Source organism: Bacteroides reticulotermitis JCM 10512 (assembly GCF_000517545.1).
Lineage (GTDB): Bacteria > Bacteroidota > Bacteroidia > Bacteroidales > Bacteroidaceae > Bacteroides > Bacteroides reticulotermitis.
In genome coordinates this window covers 205391-225070 of record NZ_BAIV01000001.1, presented here as the reverse complement: position 1 = coordinate 225070, position 19680 = coordinate 205391, and the positions used below count along the sequence as shown (strand labels likewise).

14 protein-coding genes, 3 pseudogenes and 1 riboswitch are annotated in these 19680 nt (G+C 41.5%); of the genes and pseudogenes, 8 read left to right on the top strand and 9 right to left on the bottom strand.

Features of this window, described 5'->3' with window-relative positions; genetic code table 11:
* Positions 1 to 19 precede the first annotated feature (19 nt).
* The 7 genes and pseudogenes from JCM10512_RS00790 to JCM10512_RS00765 form a co-directional block, all read right to left on the bottom strand.
* Entirely contained in the window at positions 20 to 649 is a 630-nt protein-coding gene (locus tag JCM10512_RS00790) for a DUF4934 domain-containing protein (protein ID WP_044159447.1), read from the bottom strand.
* Positions 650 to 778: 129 nt separating this feature from the next.
* Positions 779 to 1060: a hypothetical protein gene (locus tag JCM10512_RS23115; RefSeq protein WP_183207942.1), complete on the bottom strand. Its 282-nt coding sequence runs from the start codon at positions 1058 to 1060 to the stop codon at positions 779 to 781.
* 755 nt (positions 1061 to 1815) lie between these two features.
* Positions 1816 to 2884, bottom strand: a pseudogene (locus JCM10512_RS00780) (BF3164 family lipoprotein).
* On the bottom strand, positions 2853 to 3089 hold the full coding sequence (locus JCM10512_RS21800) for an NVEALA domain-containing protein (protein WP_081741178.1): 237 nt from the start codon (positions 3087 to 3089) through the stop codon (positions 2853 to 2855). The pseudogene JCM10512_RS00780 and the gene JCM10512_RS21800 overlap by 32 nt, the downstream one beginning before the upstream one ends.
* Before the next feature lie 141 nt (positions 3090 to 3230).
* On the bottom strand, positions 3231 to 4283 hold the full coding sequence (locus tag JCM10512_RS00775) for a winged helix-turn-helix domain-containing protein (RefSeq protein WP_044159441.1): 1053 nt from the start codon (positions 4281 to 4283) through the stop codon (positions 3231 to 3233).
* Positions 4284 to 4675: 392 nt separating this feature from the next.
* The gene (locus tag JCM10512_RS00770) at positions 4676 to 5371 is read right to left on the bottom strand and encodes a YMGG-like glycine zipper-containing protein (RefSeq protein ID WP_044159438.1); all 696 of its coding nucleotides are present in this window, start codon (positions 5369 to 5371) and stop codon (positions 4676 to 4678) included.
* Between the two features lie 21 nt (positions 5372 to 5392).
* Positions 5393 to 7746, bottom strand: a pseudogene (locus tag JCM10512_RS00765) (ATP-dependent helicase).
* A 258-nt stretch (positions 7747 to 8004) separates the two neighbouring features.
* Between JCM10512_RS00765 and JCM10512_RS00760 the strand changes: the two are divergent.
* The 8 genes from JCM10512_RS00760 (at position 8005) to JCM10512_RS00725 (ending at position 15728) form a co-directional block, all read left to right on the top strand.
* The gene (locus JCM10512_RS00760; protein WP_044159436.1) at positions 8005 to 8622 is read left to right on the top strand and encodes a superoxide dismutase; all 618 of its coding nucleotides are present in this window, start codon (positions 8005 to 8007) and stop codon (positions 8620 to 8622) included.
* A gap of 1060 nt (positions 8623 to 9682) precedes the next feature.
* Positions 9683 to 9775, top strand: a riboswitch (TPP riboswitch).
* Positions 9776 to 9835: 60 nt separating this feature from the next.
* Positions 9836 to 10036 carry a sulfur carrier protein ThiS gene (gene thiS / locus JCM10512_RS00755; protein ID WP_044159434.1) on the top strand — a complete coding sequence of 67 codons (201 nt, stop codon included), beginning with the start codon at positions 9836 to 9838 and terminating at the stop codon, positions 10034 to 10036.
* Between the two features lie 3 nt (positions 10037 to 10039).
* Positions 10040 to 10657, top strand: a complete 618-nt coding sequence (locus JCM10512_RS00750) for a thiamine phosphate synthase (RefSeq protein WP_044159431.1) — start codon at positions 10040 to 10042, stop codon at positions 10655 to 10657.
* 27 nt (positions 10658 to 10684) lie between these two features.
* Complete coding sequence (locus tag JCM10512_RS00745; RefSeq protein WP_044159429.1) at positions 10685 to 11458, top strand: thiazole synthase; 774 nt, start codon at positions 10685 to 10687, stop codon at positions 11456 to 11458.
* A gap of 70 nt (positions 11459 to 11528) precedes the next feature.
* Positions 11529 to 13226 (top strand): phosphomethylpyrimidine synthase ThiC, encoded by a 1698-nt coding sequence (gene thiC / locus JCM10512_RS00740; RefSeq protein ID WP_044159426.1) that lies wholly within the window; start codon positions 11529 to 11531, stop codon positions 13224 to 13226.
* Positions 13227 to 13236: 10 nt separating this feature from the next.
* Complete coding sequence (gene thiH / locus JCM10512_RS00735) at positions 13237 to 14379, top strand: 2-iminoacetate synthase ThiH (RefSeq protein ID WP_044159423.1); 1143 nt, start codon at positions 13237 to 13239, stop codon at positions 14377 to 14379.
* Complete coding sequence (locus JCM10512_RS00730; protein ID WP_044159421.1) at positions 14366 to 15058, top strand: HesA/MoeB/ThiF family protein; 693 nt, start codon at positions 14366 to 14368, stop codon at positions 15056 to 15058. Before thiH ends, JCM10512_RS00730 begins: the two co-directional genes overlap by 14 nt.
* Positions 15059 to 15119: 61 nt before the next feature.
* Positions 15120 to 15728 (top strand): thiamine phosphate synthase, encoded by a 609-nt coding sequence (locus JCM10512_RS00725; RefSeq protein ID WP_044159420.1) that lies wholly within the window; start codon positions 15120 to 15122, stop codon positions 15726 to 15728.
* Between the two features lie 105 nt (positions 15729 to 15833).
* Here JCM10512_RS00725 and JCM10512_RS00720 read toward each other — a convergent pair whose 3' ends face one another.
* Both JCM10512_RS00720 and ppdK read right to left on the bottom strand, forming a co-directional pair.
* Positions 15834 to 16406, bottom strand: a complete 573-nt coding sequence (locus JCM10512_RS00720) for a porin family protein (protein ID WP_044159418.1) — start codon at positions 16404 to 16406, stop codon at positions 15834 to 15836.
* Between the two features lie 333 nt (positions 16407 to 16739).
* Positions 16740 to 19459: pseudogene (gene ppdK, locus JCM10512_RS00715) on the bottom strand (pyruvate, phosphate dikinase).
* Between the last annotated feature and the right edge of the window lie 221 nt (positions 19460 to 19680).

Below are 19680 nucleotides of genomic sequence, written 5' to 3'. Positions count from 1 at the left end.
TCGTCAGAGGAAGTGTTAATTATTGTACTCCAATTTGTGCTGCTATATGGATAGGAGCGTCATGATATATTAAGGTCTTTTCCTCTTCCCCCTTTTCATTCATGAGCCAGATTTTACTCTCCCCTTTACGTCCTTGTATATCATGGCATAAGAATTTTCCATTAGGCAAAGCAATGATATCATCATACACAGATGTATGAGTAGCAGAAATTGTTTGAATATATCCTCCTGAATGTGTATAACAATGTATTTTCCTCATTCCTATATCACTGATAAAAACAGACTGCTTCCCTAAAAAGAAACGATGTAAAGCGCGATATTCTCCCGGAGCCTCTCCCTTGCTGCCTACTTGATTAAGAAATGTACCATCTTGTCTAAAACGATAGACGTACCCTTGCTTTTTGTCTACTACAAAAAAAGTAGAATCTGTAAATAAAACTTTAGTTATAATACCAAAGAAATAAGGTTCAGGAACTTCAAATTTGATAGTCTCAATATCATCGATAAAAGAAGAAATTGGTAAGTTTTCTTTTGGATTAGATAAATCAATTAATAGTGAACTACCTGTTTTCGAATTATTTTGAAAAGAACAACTGGAAACAAGTAATGCAAACAACGATAACAAAATTCCTATTGGTACATATTTCATATATATATTATTTTAATTGTATTTCCAAAAACTACTCAGGAATAATATTAGAATAAGTATTTGTCAAAACGCCGAATTTATAATAATAGATATACCTGAGTAGTCATATTGTTTTCTAAATCAATAATTTCAACATGAGTCTAATCCTCTAGAACAGCCACTATACGGACTTGGATCGCTTTCACAACACGGAATTGTAGTCGTTATAATCTTTCCATCAAGTATAATGCTCAATGTTTTTGATCCTAATCTAGTATATGGATCTAATGTTGGGTCAATCTTCCCATGCTCATCATTCGCAAAAGATTCAATATTTTCCAATAATAGGTCAAAAGATTCCCTATGGGGAGAGAACGAAAAAAGTACAGTTGAAACGACAACCGTAATTAATAGCAATAATTTAATTTTCATAATTTAATTTTTAAGTAGTTTTTTATACAATTTCCTAATACGTTCGTTTACAATTGGATCACCAATGCCTACTATACGGTTTTGTTGATCAAGTAAAAAGATGTGAGAGTCATTCAGCGACATATTATTGATCCGTCGTATTTCTTTACTAGAATCGACACATACAGGTGTCGAGAACCTATAAGCTCTCAAAACCGTATATAATTCTCTCTGATAAATAGGATCCATGATAAACAGAAAGCTGACATTAACAGCAGTAGAATCCAAATCCTGAATAAATCTCTGCCAATCATCAATTCTAAGTTTGCAACTTATACAATCAACTCCGCTAATAAAAATAGCTATTTTATACTGGTCTCTTGAATATTCAAAAGGTACTTTTTTCTCGCGCAAAAAGTCGAAAAGTCATTGTATCAGGCAACAATATGGTCTTTCCATACCATTCTCTCACATATCGTTCGTTCCTATCCATGCAAGCTAATAACAGTAATACAACTAATAAATAAATAAATATTTTACACCAATAGTGTCTCTTTTTTTTCACAACATGCATTCTATTCTATTTTCCCAACAAATATACAGTAATAATATTTCAACAATCGATGCAGACGAATTGCATTAATTAGAGTTTTTCTATCTGCACACCTCCATTCTATTTTATGAGCTCTGAAGCTATTGAAAAGAAGTTGACTACCAAACTAGACACTCTTTTAATCACCTCTCACTCTGGTTTTACAGTATTAACAGTGCCTCATCTATTCAAAGCAAAACCTTACTATCGGCTGATCTTTATTTACATCTGTTGCTATGATTGTTTTAGTAGCTTCATCCACCCAAATGCCATAAATATAGCGATTAAGCACATATTTATATAATGGTTCTCCTTTCAAATTAAAGACATAAATATACTTTCCTCCATCCGGACGTCGACCTTTTTTTTGAGCAATTTCTTTAAAGGATACTCCCTGAAATACTGTATAAATAGCACTATCCGTTACTTGAATATCACTAAACCCCATTATTCCCGTAGATTCCATATCCCTCGGCTATTCGAAACCCCGGCTCCCCATATTCTCCAATACGAACGATATATGTACTATCTTTTAAGTTATAGATTTCAAGTACTTCTCCTAATTGAGTAGCCGTTGCCATAATGTTATTATGCGGGTTATAATCCACAAAACTACGCCACGCTTGAGCCAGTGCCGGACGAGCATTTTGTAATGCCTTTCTATTGGCCGAAGGAATACTTCCTGTTTTATTTAGTATTCTCCCATTGCGATGTACCCAACACAATCGGTTATCACCCGAATAATCTGGAATAATTAAAGTTGTATCATTATATATAGCAAAATCAAGAGCTCTTAATATCTCTTCATCCAATGCCACCACATCATCACGAAGTAGTGAATCACCGGATGAAGAGAACCCTAACTGATTTAATTCTTTTTTGTTAGCATCTAAAGTCCAGATATTATGATTGTAGAAACGAATATTCTCCATAGAAAGCATTTCTGAAGGAGACTCACCACGCTTCCCAAAAGAAGATAAATACCGAAAACTTGGATATTGGAACAAATGTCCATAATGATCCATACCATGTAGATCCATAATAATGGCTCTATCTCCTTCTACTCGTATTCGAAACGGATAGCGTAACAAAGCTGTATCCAGCTCGATCACTTGTCCTTTCAATTCCTTTTCGTGCGGAAAATCAATATAGAAATATACATTTTCTCCATATTCTCGTTGCTTTGTTCCGCACGAGAAAAGAAAGAAGAAAAAAATAAAACTATGGTATTTCAATACTAATTCCGATGCCATAATATTCAGCTTTTTGATAAGAAGTTGGGCAGTCAACCGACCCTACCCCAAAACAGTATTTAGATCTATCGTGTTCATCGGCTGCTAAAGCCTCAATATTCTGTAAAAGTAATGAACTTACTTTCTCGTTTTTGGATACTTCTACTTTATACAAAACAAGTATAGCTATAATAGATGAAAATATTAAAACTGATAGCTTTTTCATAACGTAATGTAATAAGATTAATAATGTCAGCAAAAGTAGACGTAAAGTACACTAAAGCCATAAAAAAAAGCTGACCATTTCGGACCAGCTCTCTTTTTACATGTAATTTTGTGCAGAAGAATGGAATAGGAGTGTTCACAATTAAAGAAGAAGTTGATAGATACCGATGCCTCTCTTGATATCTATGGTGTCATCAATCTGACGAATACAAGAACGCAAGCGACCGATAGCCTTATGAATTCGCTCAGAAGTACCCGTTCCATCAGGCCACAAGATCTCCATAATTGCGTTGTCCTCGAGAATGTGATCGTTTTCTTTTTCCTTTAGAAAAAGTTCAAGTAATGTGCTGGATTGATTCTGAATTTTCTTTTCAAGACCATCAACTTCTATTCTTTTTTGCTCTGCATAAAATATTATTTTTTCATGTATGACATAAACACGCGTGGGAGTTGCCACAACTTCTTGAAGTACTGGATGAGTAATTGGCAGCTCATCCATCTCCGCATGATAAACCAAACGTGTGTGTTTTCGAAGGATCAAACTTACTCTATAAATCCCACAAATAATAATACCAATTAGCAACAGATAAAGAAAAAACTCAGTATGCACCATAGACCAAGCTGAATAAGGAAGATACCCCATTATTCCGATTTCACAAGCATGTCCGATATAAATAGTAAAAATCCTATTCGAGGAGTTGCACCATTCGCTTCCAGCGGAATATTGATCTTTTGTATGCCCCTTTTCATCTGAAATAGATATACACAGAACTGGCTTTACAGCAAGACCGACTGCCTGAAGTTGGCTACTCCATTCCATATTTAAAGAATCTGGACAAATAGGCTTTTTTATAAAAGCAATGGAGTGCATAAAACGTATATTACCATTTTCAGTAATATTCATTCGATGTTTTTCTGGGTCCAATCGATAGGCATGTCGACCCGATGCATCAATTAAGTATACAGAATCAGGTAGTTCTGCTCTCAACAGAGATTTCGAATTAAAACTAACCGAAAGGTCTCCTTCCAGATGCCTAGCCTTCAATTCTTTATCTAATGCTTCAATAAATGCTTTCTTCGCTTTTTCCTTTAACGTAGCAACCTTAGAATCATAAGTATATTTGCAAGCAAAAAAGAAAGTAACACTTCCAATTAGAATCAGTATTGATAGCAATATTATATTTGTAGTCTTCATTTTGTTTCATGTTAGGTGTTTTCACCGCGCAAAGATAACATTATTTTAGATTCGTCATTGTTTTACATTTAAAGATATTTCCATAATACCTTAAAGACTCTACTTAAAAACATTCACAAGTATCACAAAAGCAAGTCCTACATTTAGTATTATATTATAAGTACACCTTTATTCTCCCTATATAGTTACATGAGTTTATTCGAATTCAGCATAGATCTCCTATGAAGCCATATCTAGATAAAAAACAGATTATAGAATCATCGGTTTTCTTCAATCAAATCCATATATATAATAAAAAAAACAACTACTTAATACAGTAATTGTTTTTTCAAGGAAATAAAAAGTTTCACTAAACAAGCGAAGCTCTTTGTCCTAATATTATAATAGACAATTTAATCTCTCCGTTGCATAGGTAGAGTAAATTCCTGCGAATCGCAAATTCGTCCGTTCTCATTGGCAACCGCCACACGGAAAGTAACTTCACCATCTTTCAATTTTTCTCCGGCGTATATCGTAGCGGTATAACGAATCCCTTCACCGGGAAGTATCTCTTCTACCATAACAGACGGTGAAATGCCAATATGTTTCACCTTGCCGACAGTTTCGACCAACGGCACTACATTGTAGACAGCGTCTCGTCCCTCATTCATTATCTCAAAGATAATCTTACTACTCTCACCACCATCAATAATATGGTTGCGGTTGTCGTCAATAAAACGAATCTTGCGCAGTTTTAACTGAGATGCATATTGCACCTGCGAACGGGCTTTGTTCGAACGCGGTTCTCTATATACTTCTCTGACTTCAGGAATATAGGCACCATCCTCTATCCGCTCCTCTCTAGGAGTAGTCAAAGCATTGCCTATAGCAGCACCGGCAATAGTACCTACAATATTACCAATGGCAGAACCACGGTAGCCTCCTCGCCAACCATTGTTATTATCTCCGATAAGCCCTCCGATCGAGCCTCCTAAACTTCCGCCAATTGAAGCACCGGCTATAATAGCGCCGGGATTTCCCATCCTTCCGGATGCACAGCCGCCCAAGATAAGAGCGGAAAGCAAAATCATTGTTACTTGTTTCTTCATGATTTCTCTGTATTTTAATTTTTATCCTATTATTTTAAAACGTGCAAAGCGCAACAGTAGTTGTTTATCGCCTGCATTTTTAAAATGAATAGTCGCTTTTGCGTTGTCGCCCGCACCTTCAACTTTCATCACTTCGCCAATACCAAAACGTTCGTGCTCGATCATCTGTCCGGCTTCTACACTGCCAACTGGGGGAGTTCCCGAAGCAGAGGCAGTGGGCTTACTTCCTAATGAATTGACTCGTTTCAAGTTCCTCGGCATCGCAGGAGGAATTACTTGTACTTTTTCTTTCGATGTACCTGCGCCGAATGGTGTTCGCGAAGAAGAAGCAGAACGCATTCCTCCTCTTTCGATCTCTCGACGGAAGCGGCTGGCTCCTTCATCAACCGAACGTGCTAAACCTGCTTCATGAGGCAGATGCAAATAACGTGTCTCTATATCGTGCAAGAAACGGCTCGGACTCCCGAACTCCATTTTCCCATAACGAAAACGAGTTTTGGCATACGAAAGGAAGCAATGTTCTTCGGCACGGGTTATGGCAACATAGAACAAGCGTCTCTCTTCTTCCAAGCCTCGAGGCGAATCACCAACCATTCCACTCGGAAACAGATTCTCTTCCAAGCCAACCACAAATACATTCTTGAACTCCAATCCTTTGGCCGAGTGAACAGTCATCAAGGTTATCTTCTCCCCATCATCCGTTTTATCCGAGTCCTGATCAGTCAGCAGGGAAACTTCCGAAAGAAAGTCGGTTAATGAAACATTGGAGTTCCCCTCTTCCATGCGCAAGGCACAGAAATCATTCATTCCGTTGACCAGTTCTTCGATATTCTCTCTACGGCTCAGATTCTCGGGAGAAGTATCCTGCATACATCGTTGATGATACCGGACTGACGAATAATATCCGTACCCAGTTCATAAGCATTTTTATCTCCTTGCGTACCTATAAATAGCTCAATTAGTTCACGGAAACCTTGGAGTTTGTTATGAGTCCCTTTGTTGATAACAAGTCCATAAGTCAACGGTTCACAAATCACGGTCCAAAGACTTGTTTCGTTTTCGGTAGCTGCTGCAATGATTTTACCAACAGTCGTTTCTCCAATTCCTCGTGCGGGATAATTGATAATACGCTTGAAAGCTTCCTCGTCACTTGGGTTCACTACCAACCGGAAATATGCAATCACATCCTTAATCTCTTTACGCTGATAGAACGATAACCCTCCATAAATTTTATAAGGTATAGTCCGCTTCCGAAGAGCTTCCTCAAAAATACGGCTTTGCGCATTCGTACGGTATAGAATGGCGAAGTCGGCATACCCATAATCTTTCTCTCTTCGCAGTTCGGCAATCTTATTGACCACAATCTCGCCTTCTTCCATATCACTATATGCTTGAAAGACGCCGATCGGTTCGCCCTGCTCTTTTTCGGAAAAGACTTCCTTTTGTATCTGTCGTTCATTCTTCTCGATCAGGCTATTGGCCGCACAAACGATGGTCTGTGTAGAACGATAGTTCTGTTCAAGCTTAAACACCCTCGTATTCGGATATATTTTCGTAAAATAAAGTATGTTCTCTATATCCGCTCCCCGAAAGGAATAAATACTTTGCGCATCGTCGCCCACTACACAAACGCGTTGATTCTCTTTGGTCAATTGCAAGACAATGCTATGTTGCGCAATGTTGGTATCCTGATACTCATCCACCAACACGTAACGAAACTGGTTACGATAACGCGCTAGAACATCGGGATGATCGTTGAACAGAAGATACGTATTCATCAATAAATCATCGAAATCCATAGCACCTGCCTGACGACAACGATCCCAATAACGCCGATAAATATCCCGCACCGCAGGAACACGAGCTGCTACATCCGCCTCATATGCTTCTTTATTGGCCGCATAGCCCGTGGGAGAAACCAAATGGTTTTTGGCATTGGATATACGTGCTTGTACCATACCGGTTTTATAAGTCTTATCATCCAATCCCATCTCTTTGATAATGGAACGTAGCAGACTTTTACTATCAGCCGTGTCGTAGATCGTGAATTGGGACGTAAACCCGATGTGACTTGCCTCGGCTCGGAGGATACGCGAAAAGACGGAGTGAAACGTTCCCATCCAAAGATAACGCGCCCGCTGCTCTCCTACCTGACGACCGATACGATCTTTCATCTCTCGCGCCGCTTTATTGGTAAACGTCAGTGCCAAGATATTCCACGGTTCATACCCATTCTCCAGCAGATAGGCTATTTTATAAGTCAGCACACGAGTTTTGCCCGATCCTGCACCAGCGATAACTAATGCAGGTCCGTCATTGTAACGCACAGCCTCGAGCTGACTATTGTTTAATTCATCTAAATAATTGGTCTTCATAACTTATAAATGCAGAATGGCAGCTGTTCTTTTAACTAATTATTCTCTTCCTCTGCGATTCCCAAAGACAAAAATAGAACATTCGCCCGACAATCCGTGCTTTTTCACATATTTTCATCACTTCTTTGCTAGTCATGCGTTCAGACCGAACGGTGTGATCACCTGCAAACAACCTGCCGGATAAAAGTCTTTTGCATTGAACATTTTCAGAACAAGTGTTGTTATCTTAATATAAACCCAATTAAATTTGGAACAATTATGAATACATTATTAATGTCTTTAATATTTATGACCATGACTTACGAAATGCCTAAGCTTCCTTACGCTAACAATGCGTTGGAACCTGTAATCAGTCAGCAAACCATAGATTTTCACTATGGCAAACATTTGCAAACTTATGTAAATAACCTCAACAGCCTTGTACCGGGCACTGAATATGAAGGAAAATCGCTTGAAGCTATTGTAGCTTCTGCACCGGATGGAGCTGTTTTCAATAATGCGGGACAAGTTCTGAACCACACTTTGTATTTCCTCCAATTCGCTCCGAAGCCTTCGAAAGCTGAGCCGGCAGGAAAACTGGGAGAAGCAATCAAACGTGATTTCGGCAGTTTTGATAATTTCAAAAAGGAATTCAATGCTGCTTCCGTAGGATTATTTGGCTCAGGATGGGCTTGGTTATCAGTAGACAAAGAGGGTAAACTTCACATCACGAAAGAAGTAAATGGAAGTAATCCGGTACGTGCCGGTTTGAAACCTATTCTGGGATTCGATGTATGGGAACATTCTTACTATCTTGATTACCAGAATCGTCGTGCCGATCACGTCAATGCCCTGTGGAGCATTATCGATTGGGATGTTGTTGAAAAACGTATCTAACAAGTAGAATACACTGACTATTCGAAAGGCCGCCCAAATAAAATGGCGGCCTTTTTTGTTGGCATACAGCAAGCCTATAAATTGTTTAGCCCCATCTTTTACCGTCCTATTTTCAATCCATAAGTAGGTCTTGGATTACATGCAAAAGCATGGGATCTCTAAGCCTCAATTTTCCTGAGTGTTACTTAAGTTTCGATTCTTTCTACAAGCTGTGCAATATCCCGTGTAGCGATTCTGCGCTCGTAATGGCTTGAAAGAAGCACTCTGTACAATGATACATCTCTCTTATGACTTAATCACTTTTTTGCATATCGTTCAGTATATCAGCCGTTTATTTTGCGTCTTCTTTTTTTTGATCACTTTATTCCGATGAGCGACAGCCATTGCTTATTTTCTCAAAAAACAGAGTTTTCAATTCACCAAACAAGTCTTTTTAAGAACCGCATCGTGCGCCGCTATTAGTGAATTTAAGAACTCTTTATTGTACTGATAATCTTCTTATTAGCTGTCTCACATTATGTGCGACGCCTGTTCCACAATATGTGGGACACGTGCTTCACATTATGTGAGTCAGCCGTTCCACAGTTGTGGAACAGGAAATATAATGGTCAAAGATGTCTTTTACTAATTGTTTACTACTAGCCAATGGGAAATTTCAGCAAAGTATACAGCCTTTGGAAATCGGTATTCTATATGTATTAAATCAGCTTATGGAAAAGAAGGCGCATTGTATTTAATTATAGATCAGCTTTTTACAATAAAAAGTGACTATGGCGATATATCTCTTCACATTCTGTTACTCGCTTAAATTGCGCGTTTTACCGATTAATTAGTTTATAGATGCAGGCCATTCCGCTCGGTTTCATCCTGATCTGAGTTAAGAGGAGTAATCTTCAAAAAGCCCTGTGATGAACGTTGCCTTACCTGAGGCGCGGACACGGTTAGCCCAAAGTAAAACAAAGAAATCTTCAGAGAAACGGTACAACATCTTTTAACAGAAGAAATAAAAAAAACAGAGGGTTTTCCTGTTTTCTAGTTCTTTTTGGTTTACTTTGCCACTGTAAAGACAAAGGGGTGCCCCAAGCGGGCTGAGATTATACCCTAGGAACCTGACGCAGTTAGTACTGCCGTAGGGATTGTATTTCTTCTATTATCTTGCTTACCCAAAGCACCTTCTTTGTATTTACTTCAACTTATTTATCTTAACAGAACAATGAAAGTACAAGTAAACAACAAAGAGGTGGAAATTCAGTCGAATTCTACTCTTATCGAACTCACCGCCCAACTGGAACTTCCTTTAGTGGGTATTGCTATCGCTGTGAACAACAAGATGATTCCCCGCACCGAGTGGGAAAGTTTATCTCTCCGAGAAAACGACAACCTGGTCGTAATTAAAGCAGCTTGCGGAGGATAGCATATGATTAATCTACAATTTATCACCCACCAGACGGAGCGTTACTCCTATCTGGACTCTGCGCGTATGGCACTCGCAGGGGGATGCAAATGGATTCAACTACGTATGAAAGAGGCTTCCTTGAAAGAAGTAGAAAAGGTGGCCCTGCTACTAAAACCCCTTTGCAAAGAACAAGAAGCGATACTGATACTCGACGATCATGTCGAACTGGCACAAAAGTTAGAAGTAGACGGTGTGCACCTGGGTAAAACAGATATGCCTATTGCTCAGGCACGACAGATTCTGGGAGAAGCATTTATCATTGGCGCCACGGCAAATACATTCGAAGATGTCCGCATGCACCAGCAGGCAGGCGCCGATTATATCGGCATCGGTCCTTACCGCTTCACCACTACGAAGAAAAACCTCAGTCCGGTACTCGGAATAGAAGGCTACGCCTCGATTCTTTCGCAAATGCAAGATGCCGGCATTGATCTCCCCGTAGTGGCTATTGGCGGAATCAATTACGAAGATATTCCCGACATTCTGGAAACGGGCGTCAACGGTATCGCTCTCTCCGGCACTATTCTGCGGGCGGAAGATCCCGTAGCAGAAACCCGGAGAATCATCGGACAGTATTAATCAAGGATCATTTTACTTATAATTATTATGGAAAAGCTTATTATTGCGGGACGTGAGTTTGATTCCCGCCTTTTTCTGGGAACAGGAAAATTCAATTCCAACCAAGTGATGGAGCAAGCAATACTCGCCTCAGGCACAGAGATGGTAACCGTAGCGATGAAACGCATTGAACTGGATAATCAAGATGACGACATGTTGAAACATATCATTCATCCACATATTCAATTATTGCCCAATACCTCTGGCGTTCGTGATGCCGAAGAAGCCGTATTTGCCGCGCAGATGGCACGCGAAGCCTTCGGTACGAACTGGCTGAAACTGGAAATCCATCCAGACCCGCGCTACCTACTCCCCGATTCAGTGGAAACACTCAAAGCAACCGAACAACTTGCTAAACTGGGGTTTATCGTATTACCTTATTGTCAGGCAGACCCTGTGCTCTGCAAGCAGTTGGAAGAAGCCGGTGCCGCTACCGTAATGCCGCTTGGGGCTCCTATCGGAACAAATAAAGGATTGCAAACAAGAGATTTTCTACAAATAATAATCGAACAAGCCGGAATTCCGGTTATAGTAGATGCCGGAATCGGTGCTCCCAGTCATGCAGCCGAAGCTATGGAACTCGGTGCATCCGCGGTGCTTGTCAATACAGCTATTGCCGTTGCCGGAAATCCGGTCGAGATGGCTATTGCTTTCAAAGCAGCCACAGAAGCGGGTCGCCGTGCTTACGAAGCCGGGTTGGGATTGCAAGCCGACAATTTTATAGCAGAAGCTAGCTCACCACTCACCGCCTTTCTAGACTAACTTGAAGACAAACCCGTTTTATTAATGACTAGTTCCGCGAAAATAAAGAAGGAACTCTAAATGACAAATCATGAAACAAAAAATAAAATTTCCCCGCTCTGAGAAAGTATATCTGCCCGGTCAGCTTTATCCTCACATCCGCGTCGCTATGCGAAAAGTGGAATTGCTACCCAGCGTAGATCTTCAAGAAGAAGAAAAAGTATACACTCCTAATCCGGATGTTTATATATACGATACCAGTGGCGCATTCAGCGATCCGGCTGTTAGTATCGATCTCAAGAAAGGACTCCCCCGTCTGCGCGAAGAATGGATCATAAGCCGTAAGGACGTGGAACAGCTCACTGAAATCAGCTCGGAGTATGGACGGATGCGGCGGGACGATAAGAGCCTGGATCATTTACGATTCGAGCACATCGCACTACCTTATCGTGCTCAGAAAGGGAAACCTATTACCCAAATGGCCTATGCTAAACGCGGACTGATTACTCCCGAGATGGAATATGTCTCTATCCGCGAAAATATGAATTGCAAAGAGTTGGGTATCGAAACACATATCACGCCTGAGTTTGTGCGTCGGGAAATAGCCGAGGGACGCGCCGTATTGCCTGCCAACATCAACCACCCGGAAGCAGAACCCATGATCATAGGCCGCAATTTTCTAGTAAAGATCAATACGAACATCGGCAACTCCGCTACCACATCCGGAATCGACGAAGAGGTAGAAAAGGCCATTTGGAGTTGTAAATGGGGAGGTGACACTTTAATGGATCTTTCCACCGGAGAAAACATCCACGAAACCCGCGAATGGATCATCCGCAACTGCCCTGTTCCCGTGGGTACAGTACCTATTTATCAGGCATTGGAGAAAGTGAACGGCATCGTAGAAAACCTCACATGGGAAATCTACCGGGATACCTTAATTGAGCAATGCGAACAAGGAGTCGACTATTTCACCATCCATGCCGGAATCCGTTTACACAACGTCCACCTCGCAGACAATCGTTTATGCGGAATCGTCAGCCGTGGAGGAAGCATTATGAGCAAATGGTGTCTGACACACAACCGTGAAAGTTTCCTCTATGAACATTTTGATGATATTTGCGACATCCTCGCACAGTATGATGTAGCCGTTTCGTTGGGCGACGGGCTCCGTCCCGGTTCTATCCACGATGCCAATGACGAAGCACAGTTTGCCGAGTTGGATACTATGGGTGAACTAGTTGTACGGGCATGGGACAAGAATGTACAGGCTTTTATCGAAGGGCCGGGTCACGTGCCTATGCATAAGATTAAGGAGAATGTAGAACGTCAGGTAGAGAAATGTCACGATGCGCCGTTCTATACCCTGGGACCGCTAGTCACGGATATCGCACCGGGATACGATCACATTACTTCTGCCATTGGCGCGGCACAAATCGGATGGTTGGGCACAGCCATGCTCTGCTACGTTACACCGAAAGAGCATCTTGCTCTGCCCGACAAAGAAGATGTGCGGGTAGGTGTCATTACTTATAAAATAGCTGCCCATGCGGCCGACTTGGCCAAAGGACATCCGGGAGCACAGGTACGCGACAATGCGCTAAGTAAAGCTCGGTATGATTTCCGATGGAAAGATCAGTTTGACTTATCACTCGATCCGGAACGAGCTCAATCGTATTTTCGTGCCGGGCATCACATTGATGGCGAATACTGCACCATGTGCGGACCGAACTTCTGTGCCATGAGACTCTCGCGTGACTTAAAGAAAACCAATAAAAAGAACTCATAACAACGATAGTATGTTCTCAGACGAATTAGAAAGAATATCCTGGGAAGAGACGACAAAAGCCATCTATTCCAAAACAGACGCTGATGTACGCCGTGTGTTAGGCAAACAGACAGCGCTAAATGTCAACGACTTCATGACGTTGATCTCACCTGCCGCAACTCCTTATCTCGAAGTAATGGCGCGGCTCAGCCAGAAATACACGATGGAACGGTTCGGCAAAACAATATCTATGTTTGTCCCGCTCTACATCACCAACTCGTGCACCAACTCGTGTGTGTATTGCGGGTTTCACATCAGCAATCCGATGAAAAGGACTATTTTGACCGAAGAGGAGATTGTCAACGAATACAAAGCGATCAAACAATTGGCTCCCTTTGAAAACCTATTGCTCGTAACCGGTGAGAATCCTGCCGCAGCGGGTGTACCATATATCGCCCGTGCATTGGATTTGGCAAAGCCATATTTCAGTAATCTTCAAATCGAGGTAATGCCTCTGCAAGCGGAAGAGTATAAGGAGTTGATCGGACATGGTTTGAACGGCGTAATCTGCTTTCAGGAAACTTACCACAAAGCCAACTATAAGAACTATCACCCCCGAGGGATGAAATCAAAGTTCGAATGGCGAGTGAATGGTTTCGATCGCATGGGGCAAGCAGGTGTACACAAAATCGGAATGGGCGTATTGATCGGCTTGGAAGAGTGGCGCACGGACGTTACCATGCTAGCCTATCACCTGCGCTACTTGCAAAAGCATTACTGGAAAACAAAATACAGTGTTAACTTCCCTCGCATGCGTCCTTCCGAAAATGATGGGTTTCAGCCCAATGTGATAATGAACGACCGGGAACTGGCGCAACTCACATTCGCGATGCGCATCTTCGATCACGATGTAGACATCTCCTATTCTACCCGTGAGGGTGCCGAATTCCGCAATCAGATGTCCACTCTTGGAGTTACTACCATGAGCGCGGAAAGTAAAACGGAGCCGGGTGGTTATTACAGTTATCCGCAAACATTGGAGCAGTTCCACGTAAGCGACGAACGAAAAGCGATAGAGGTTGAACGAGATTTAAAGAAACTAGGACGCAAACCGGTGTGGAAGGATTGGGATCAGTCTTTCGACTTAAAAAACAAAAGTCATGCGATACGATAGACAAACAATGCTTCCCGAGATCGGAGAAGCCGGACAACAGAAATTGAAGAAAGCTCGTGTACTTATTATAGGTGTTGGGGGATTAGGCTCCCCCATCGCCCTCTATCTCACAGGAGCGGGCGTCGGTCACCTCGGATTGGTAGATGATGATCAGGTAAGCATCAGTAATCTTCAACGCCAAGTTCTTTACACCGAGGAGGAACTGGGAAAGCCGAAAACGATATGTGCTGCCAAGCGATTGCGTGCACTCAACAGCGAAGTAATAATCAATACCTTTCCCACCCGTTTGACAGCGGAAAATGCCCGGCAGATAATCGGAGCATATGATATTATAGTGGATGCTTGTGACAATTTCGCCACGCGTTATCTTATTAATGATATTTGCTTCGAACTGGGTAAACCTTATGTATATGGTGCTATACGTGGACTTGAAGGTCAGGTCTCGGTGTTCAACTATGGTGAGGAAAGGAAGAGCTATCGCGACCTCTATCCCCATGAGGAAGAGATGAAGCGTATGCCTCCGCCACCGAAAGGAGTAATCGGCGTTACACCTGCCATTACGGGAAGCGTAGAAGCCACGGAAGTGCTCAAAATGGTCTGTGGTTTTGGTGACATTTTGTCTGGAAAACTATGGACAATTGATTTGCGGACATGGCAAACTAACATCTTTTCACTATAAACGTTGGGTGCAAAGATGGTAAATTGCTAACTTTGCTAGACTTTACCGTTTAACAAAAGAAATGAAACTAATAGTAATCACCACTCCAACCTTCTTCGTTGAAGAAGACAAAATCATCACCGCTCTTTTCGAGGAGGGGTTGGATATTCTGCATCTTAGAAAGCCGGAAACAGCGGCTATGTATTCCGAAAGATTATTAACACTTATTCCTGATAAATATCACAAACGTATCGTTACGCACGAACATTTCTATTTGAAAGAAGAGTTCAATTTGATGGGAATCCATTTGAATGCACGCAATCCGCATGAACCGCATGATTATGACGGACACGTCAGTTGCTCGTGCCATTCGATAGAAGAGGTCAAAAGCAAAAAACACATCTACGATTACGTATTTATGAGTCCTATATACGATAGTATTTCCAAAGTAAACTATTATTCAACTTTTACACCGGAAGAATTACGTGAAGGTCAAAGGGAGAAAGCGATTGACTCTAAAGTCGTTGCTTTGGGAGGGATCAGTGCTGACAACCTACTGGAGATTAAAGATTTTGGTTTTGGAGGAGCTGCTATTCTAGGCGATGTATGGAATAAGTTCGATGTTTGTTCGGATCATGATTACCTGGGACTGATTAAGCATTTCAAAGAATTAAAGAAATTAGCGGATTAACAGTATAAGCCATCTGTGTATATGATAATAAATCCTCGTCTTTACCCTTATTCGGTAAAAACGAGGATTTCTACAATTCGCTATAGAGCGAAATGATGAGGTCTATTAGAACTTATATCCCACTACAATAGAGAATACCGTATTCTTTGGGTTACCGGCTTTTTGTACATCTACCAAACCGAATTGACCTTCCAATCCAGCTAAAATCTGTCCAAATTCTGCAGTGACTCCTACTCCAAGTCCGGCATCGAAACGCTTTAAAGCATCACTACCAAATGTATTTACTCTAAATTCTGCACCACTCCCCAAATCCTGTTTAGTCTTACCGGCGATACCGTAAGCAATGTATGGACCCGCATTAATTACCAAATTGGTATTATCTGCAATATTGAAACGAGCGGCAGCCATAACAGGCAATTCCAGATACATCGCATTGTAAGAGATTCCATCTTTCTTCGCGCCCTTTGAAGATAAGAATAGAGATGGCTGCAAAGACCATGTATCCGTAAAAGTATACTCAAACCCACCACCGACTTTATAACCAACCTTAGCATTCAAATCCCAATCGCCACTGTAGTTACTAATATTCATTCCAACTTTAGCGTTCCAACCGGCTATCTGTGAAAAACCGGCAACTGAGATCAATGCAAACATACAAAACAAAATACTCTTTTTCATAATTCTTAAAATGTTTAATTAATACTAGAAACTTCTTTTATTTCTGAAACAAAAATAAGATTCCTTAAAGTATAAAACAAACATTTGGATAGAAAATAATACACAAATAGAGATTACATAAAAAGAAAGGGAATTCCCTATTTAAAAGGACTCACTTTCCTATTCCTAGCATTATCTATTAATAAGGTATAGCAAAAACCATATCATAAGGCTTCTCTATGGATAGAGAACCATCCTTATTGCATAATATGATAGTATACAAAATAGGCTGCAACCGTATCCACTTGATTGCAGCCTAAATCATTAATAAAGAAATAAATAAACTTCGCTAAACTAATCTTCCAATGCCGCCTGAGCTGCCGACAAACGAGCTATAGGTACACGGAATGGGGAGCAACTTACATAATTCAGTCCGACTCTATGACAGAACTTAACAGAAGAAGGTTCACCACCATGCTCACCGCAAATTCCACACTTCAATTCCGGACGAATTGCACGGCCTTTTTCAGTAGCCATTTGGATCAACTGCCCCACTCCCTTTTGGTCAAGTACTTGGAACGGGTCTACCTCAAGTATCTTCTTTTCCAAATATATAGGCAGGAAAGAAGCAACATCATCACGAGAATAACCGAAAGTCATCTGAGTCAAATCATTCGTTCCAAATGAAAAGAACTCGGCAGCCGAAGCAATGCGATCAGCAGTCAACGCAGCACGGGGTATTTCGATCATGGTACCCACAGTGAAATCAATGCTATCACCCACTTCAGCAAAAAGCTTGGCTGCTTCAGCACGAATTACATTGTCTTGTTCTTTATACTCGCGCAAGATACCTGTAAGCGGAACCATTATTTCAGGATGTGTTACTACTCCTTCCTTTTTCAGTGCGAGCGCAGCACCTAGAATCGCACGAGTCTGCATCTCTGTTATCTCAGGATAAGTATTCCCTAAACGACATCCCCGATGACCTAACATCGGATTGTGCTCACAAAGAGACTCTACTCGTTCCTGTATATATTTTAAGCTCACACCCATTGCCTCTGCCATTTCTTCTTGTCCTTTCAAATCATGAGGAACAAATTCGTGCAAAGGAGGATCGAGCAAACGAACAGTAACCGGAAGCCCTTCCATAGCTTTGAAAATTCCTTTGAAGTCCTCTTGCTGGTAAGGCAATATCTTGGCCAATGCGATACGACGCTCTTCTATGTTCTCAGCGAGAATCATTTCACGCATGGCTTTTATCTTCTCACCTTCAAAGAACATATGCTCTGTCCGACAAAGCCCGATACCTACCGCACCAAAATTGCGCGCTACCATGGCATCATGAGGAGTATCGGCATTCGTGCGTACTTGCAGACGAGTGTATTTATCAGCTAGTTTCATCAGTTCGGCAAAATCATCGGAGAGTTCGGCTTCTTTCGTCTCTACCTCACCCAGATATACCTCACCCGTACTTCCGTTCAAGGAGATATAGTCTCCCTCTTTCAGCAATACTCCATCAATTTCAACCGTACGAGCCTTGTAATCAATTCTTAAAGCACCCGCTCCTGATACGCAGCATTTTCCCATTCCACGAGCTACGACCGCAGCATGTGATGTCATTCCTCCGCGGGCAGTTAATATTCCTTCCGCCACAGCCATACCGGCTAAATCTTCGGGAGACGTTTCGATGCGCACCATGATGACGGCTTTCTTTGCGGCCGCCCACTCGGAAGCATCATCGGCAAAAAACACAATCTGTCCCGTGGCTGCACCCGGAGAAGCCGGAAGTCCACGAGTTAAAACTTTAGCTTGCGTCAAGGCCTCTTTATCAAATATAGGGTGCAGTAATTCATCCAATTTATTGGGTTCTACCCGCATCAGAGCAGTCTTTTCATCTATCACCCCTTGACGGAATAAGTCCATTGCGATTTTAACCATGGCCGCTCCGGTACGTTTTCCGTTACGAGTTTGCAAGAACCAGAGTTTTCCTTCTTGTACGGTAAACTCCATATCTTGCATATCTTTATAGTGGTTTTCCAATTTCGTTTGCAGTTCATCCAACTCCTGATAGATTTCAGGCATTATCTCTTCCATCGAAGGGAATTTTGCAACACGCTCTTCCTCACTCACTCCAGCAAGTTCCGCCCAACGTTGCGAACCAATCTTTGTAATCTGTTGCGGTGTACGGATACCCGCTACAACATCTTCCCCCTGTGCGTTAATCAAATATTCACCATTGAAAAGGTCTTCACCGGTACCCGCATCACGGGAGAAGCAAACCCCTGTAGCAGACGAGTCGCCCATATTACCAAACACCATTGCCTGCACATTTACAGCAGTCCCCCATTCATAAGGTATTCCTTCCATTTTACGGTAAAGGATGGCACGTTCGTTAGTCCATGAGTTGAAGACCGCACAGATAGCTCCCCACAATTGTTCATAAGCATTCGTCGGGAAATCCTTTCCGGTTTTAACTTTTACGGTTTTTTTGAACTTCTGAACCAACTCTTTCAAGTCTTCCACTTTCAGTTCATTGTCGAGTTTTACTCCTTTGGCATGCTTTACTTCTTCAATAATGGCCTCAAACGGATCAATATCGTCCTTGTTTGTTGGTTCATACCTAATACAACATCACCATACATCTGCACAAAACGGCGATAAGAATCCCATGCGAAACGGGCATTTCCTGTTTTACGAATCAGTCCTTCAACTACTTCATCATTCAAACCAAGATTAAGAATTGTATCCATCATACCGGGCATCGAAGCGCGAGCACCCGAGCGTACGGATACAAGTAAGGGGGTCTCTACATCACCAAATTTAGATTTCATCAAAAACTCCACAGATTCTATAGCAGTAATAACTTCTTTTTGTAAAAGCTGTACAACTTTCTCTCTTCCGAGCTCATTGTATTCCGTACAAACGTCTGTTGTTATCGTGAATCCGGGAGGAACGGGGATTCCAATAAGATTCATCTCGGCCAGATTGGCACCTTTACCGCCTAATAGATTTTTCATGCCGGCTTTACCCTCCGCTTGGCCGTTTCCAAAGGTGTAAACTCTTTTTTTATCCATAATATAGTGTTTAAAGTTACAGGAAGATGTTTTTCTGTTCACAAATCTAAGTATATTTCAGAATAATCAAAACTTTTTGAGAAAAAAAAATCGACAGAATGTAATTTCAATATTGCATTTCAGAATAAATTCAAATACTCAGAAAATATACGAGAAAAAATACCTATTTTTGCCACATAATTATTAGATTGGTGTAAAAGTGGCAAGAAAGAAAAAAGAAC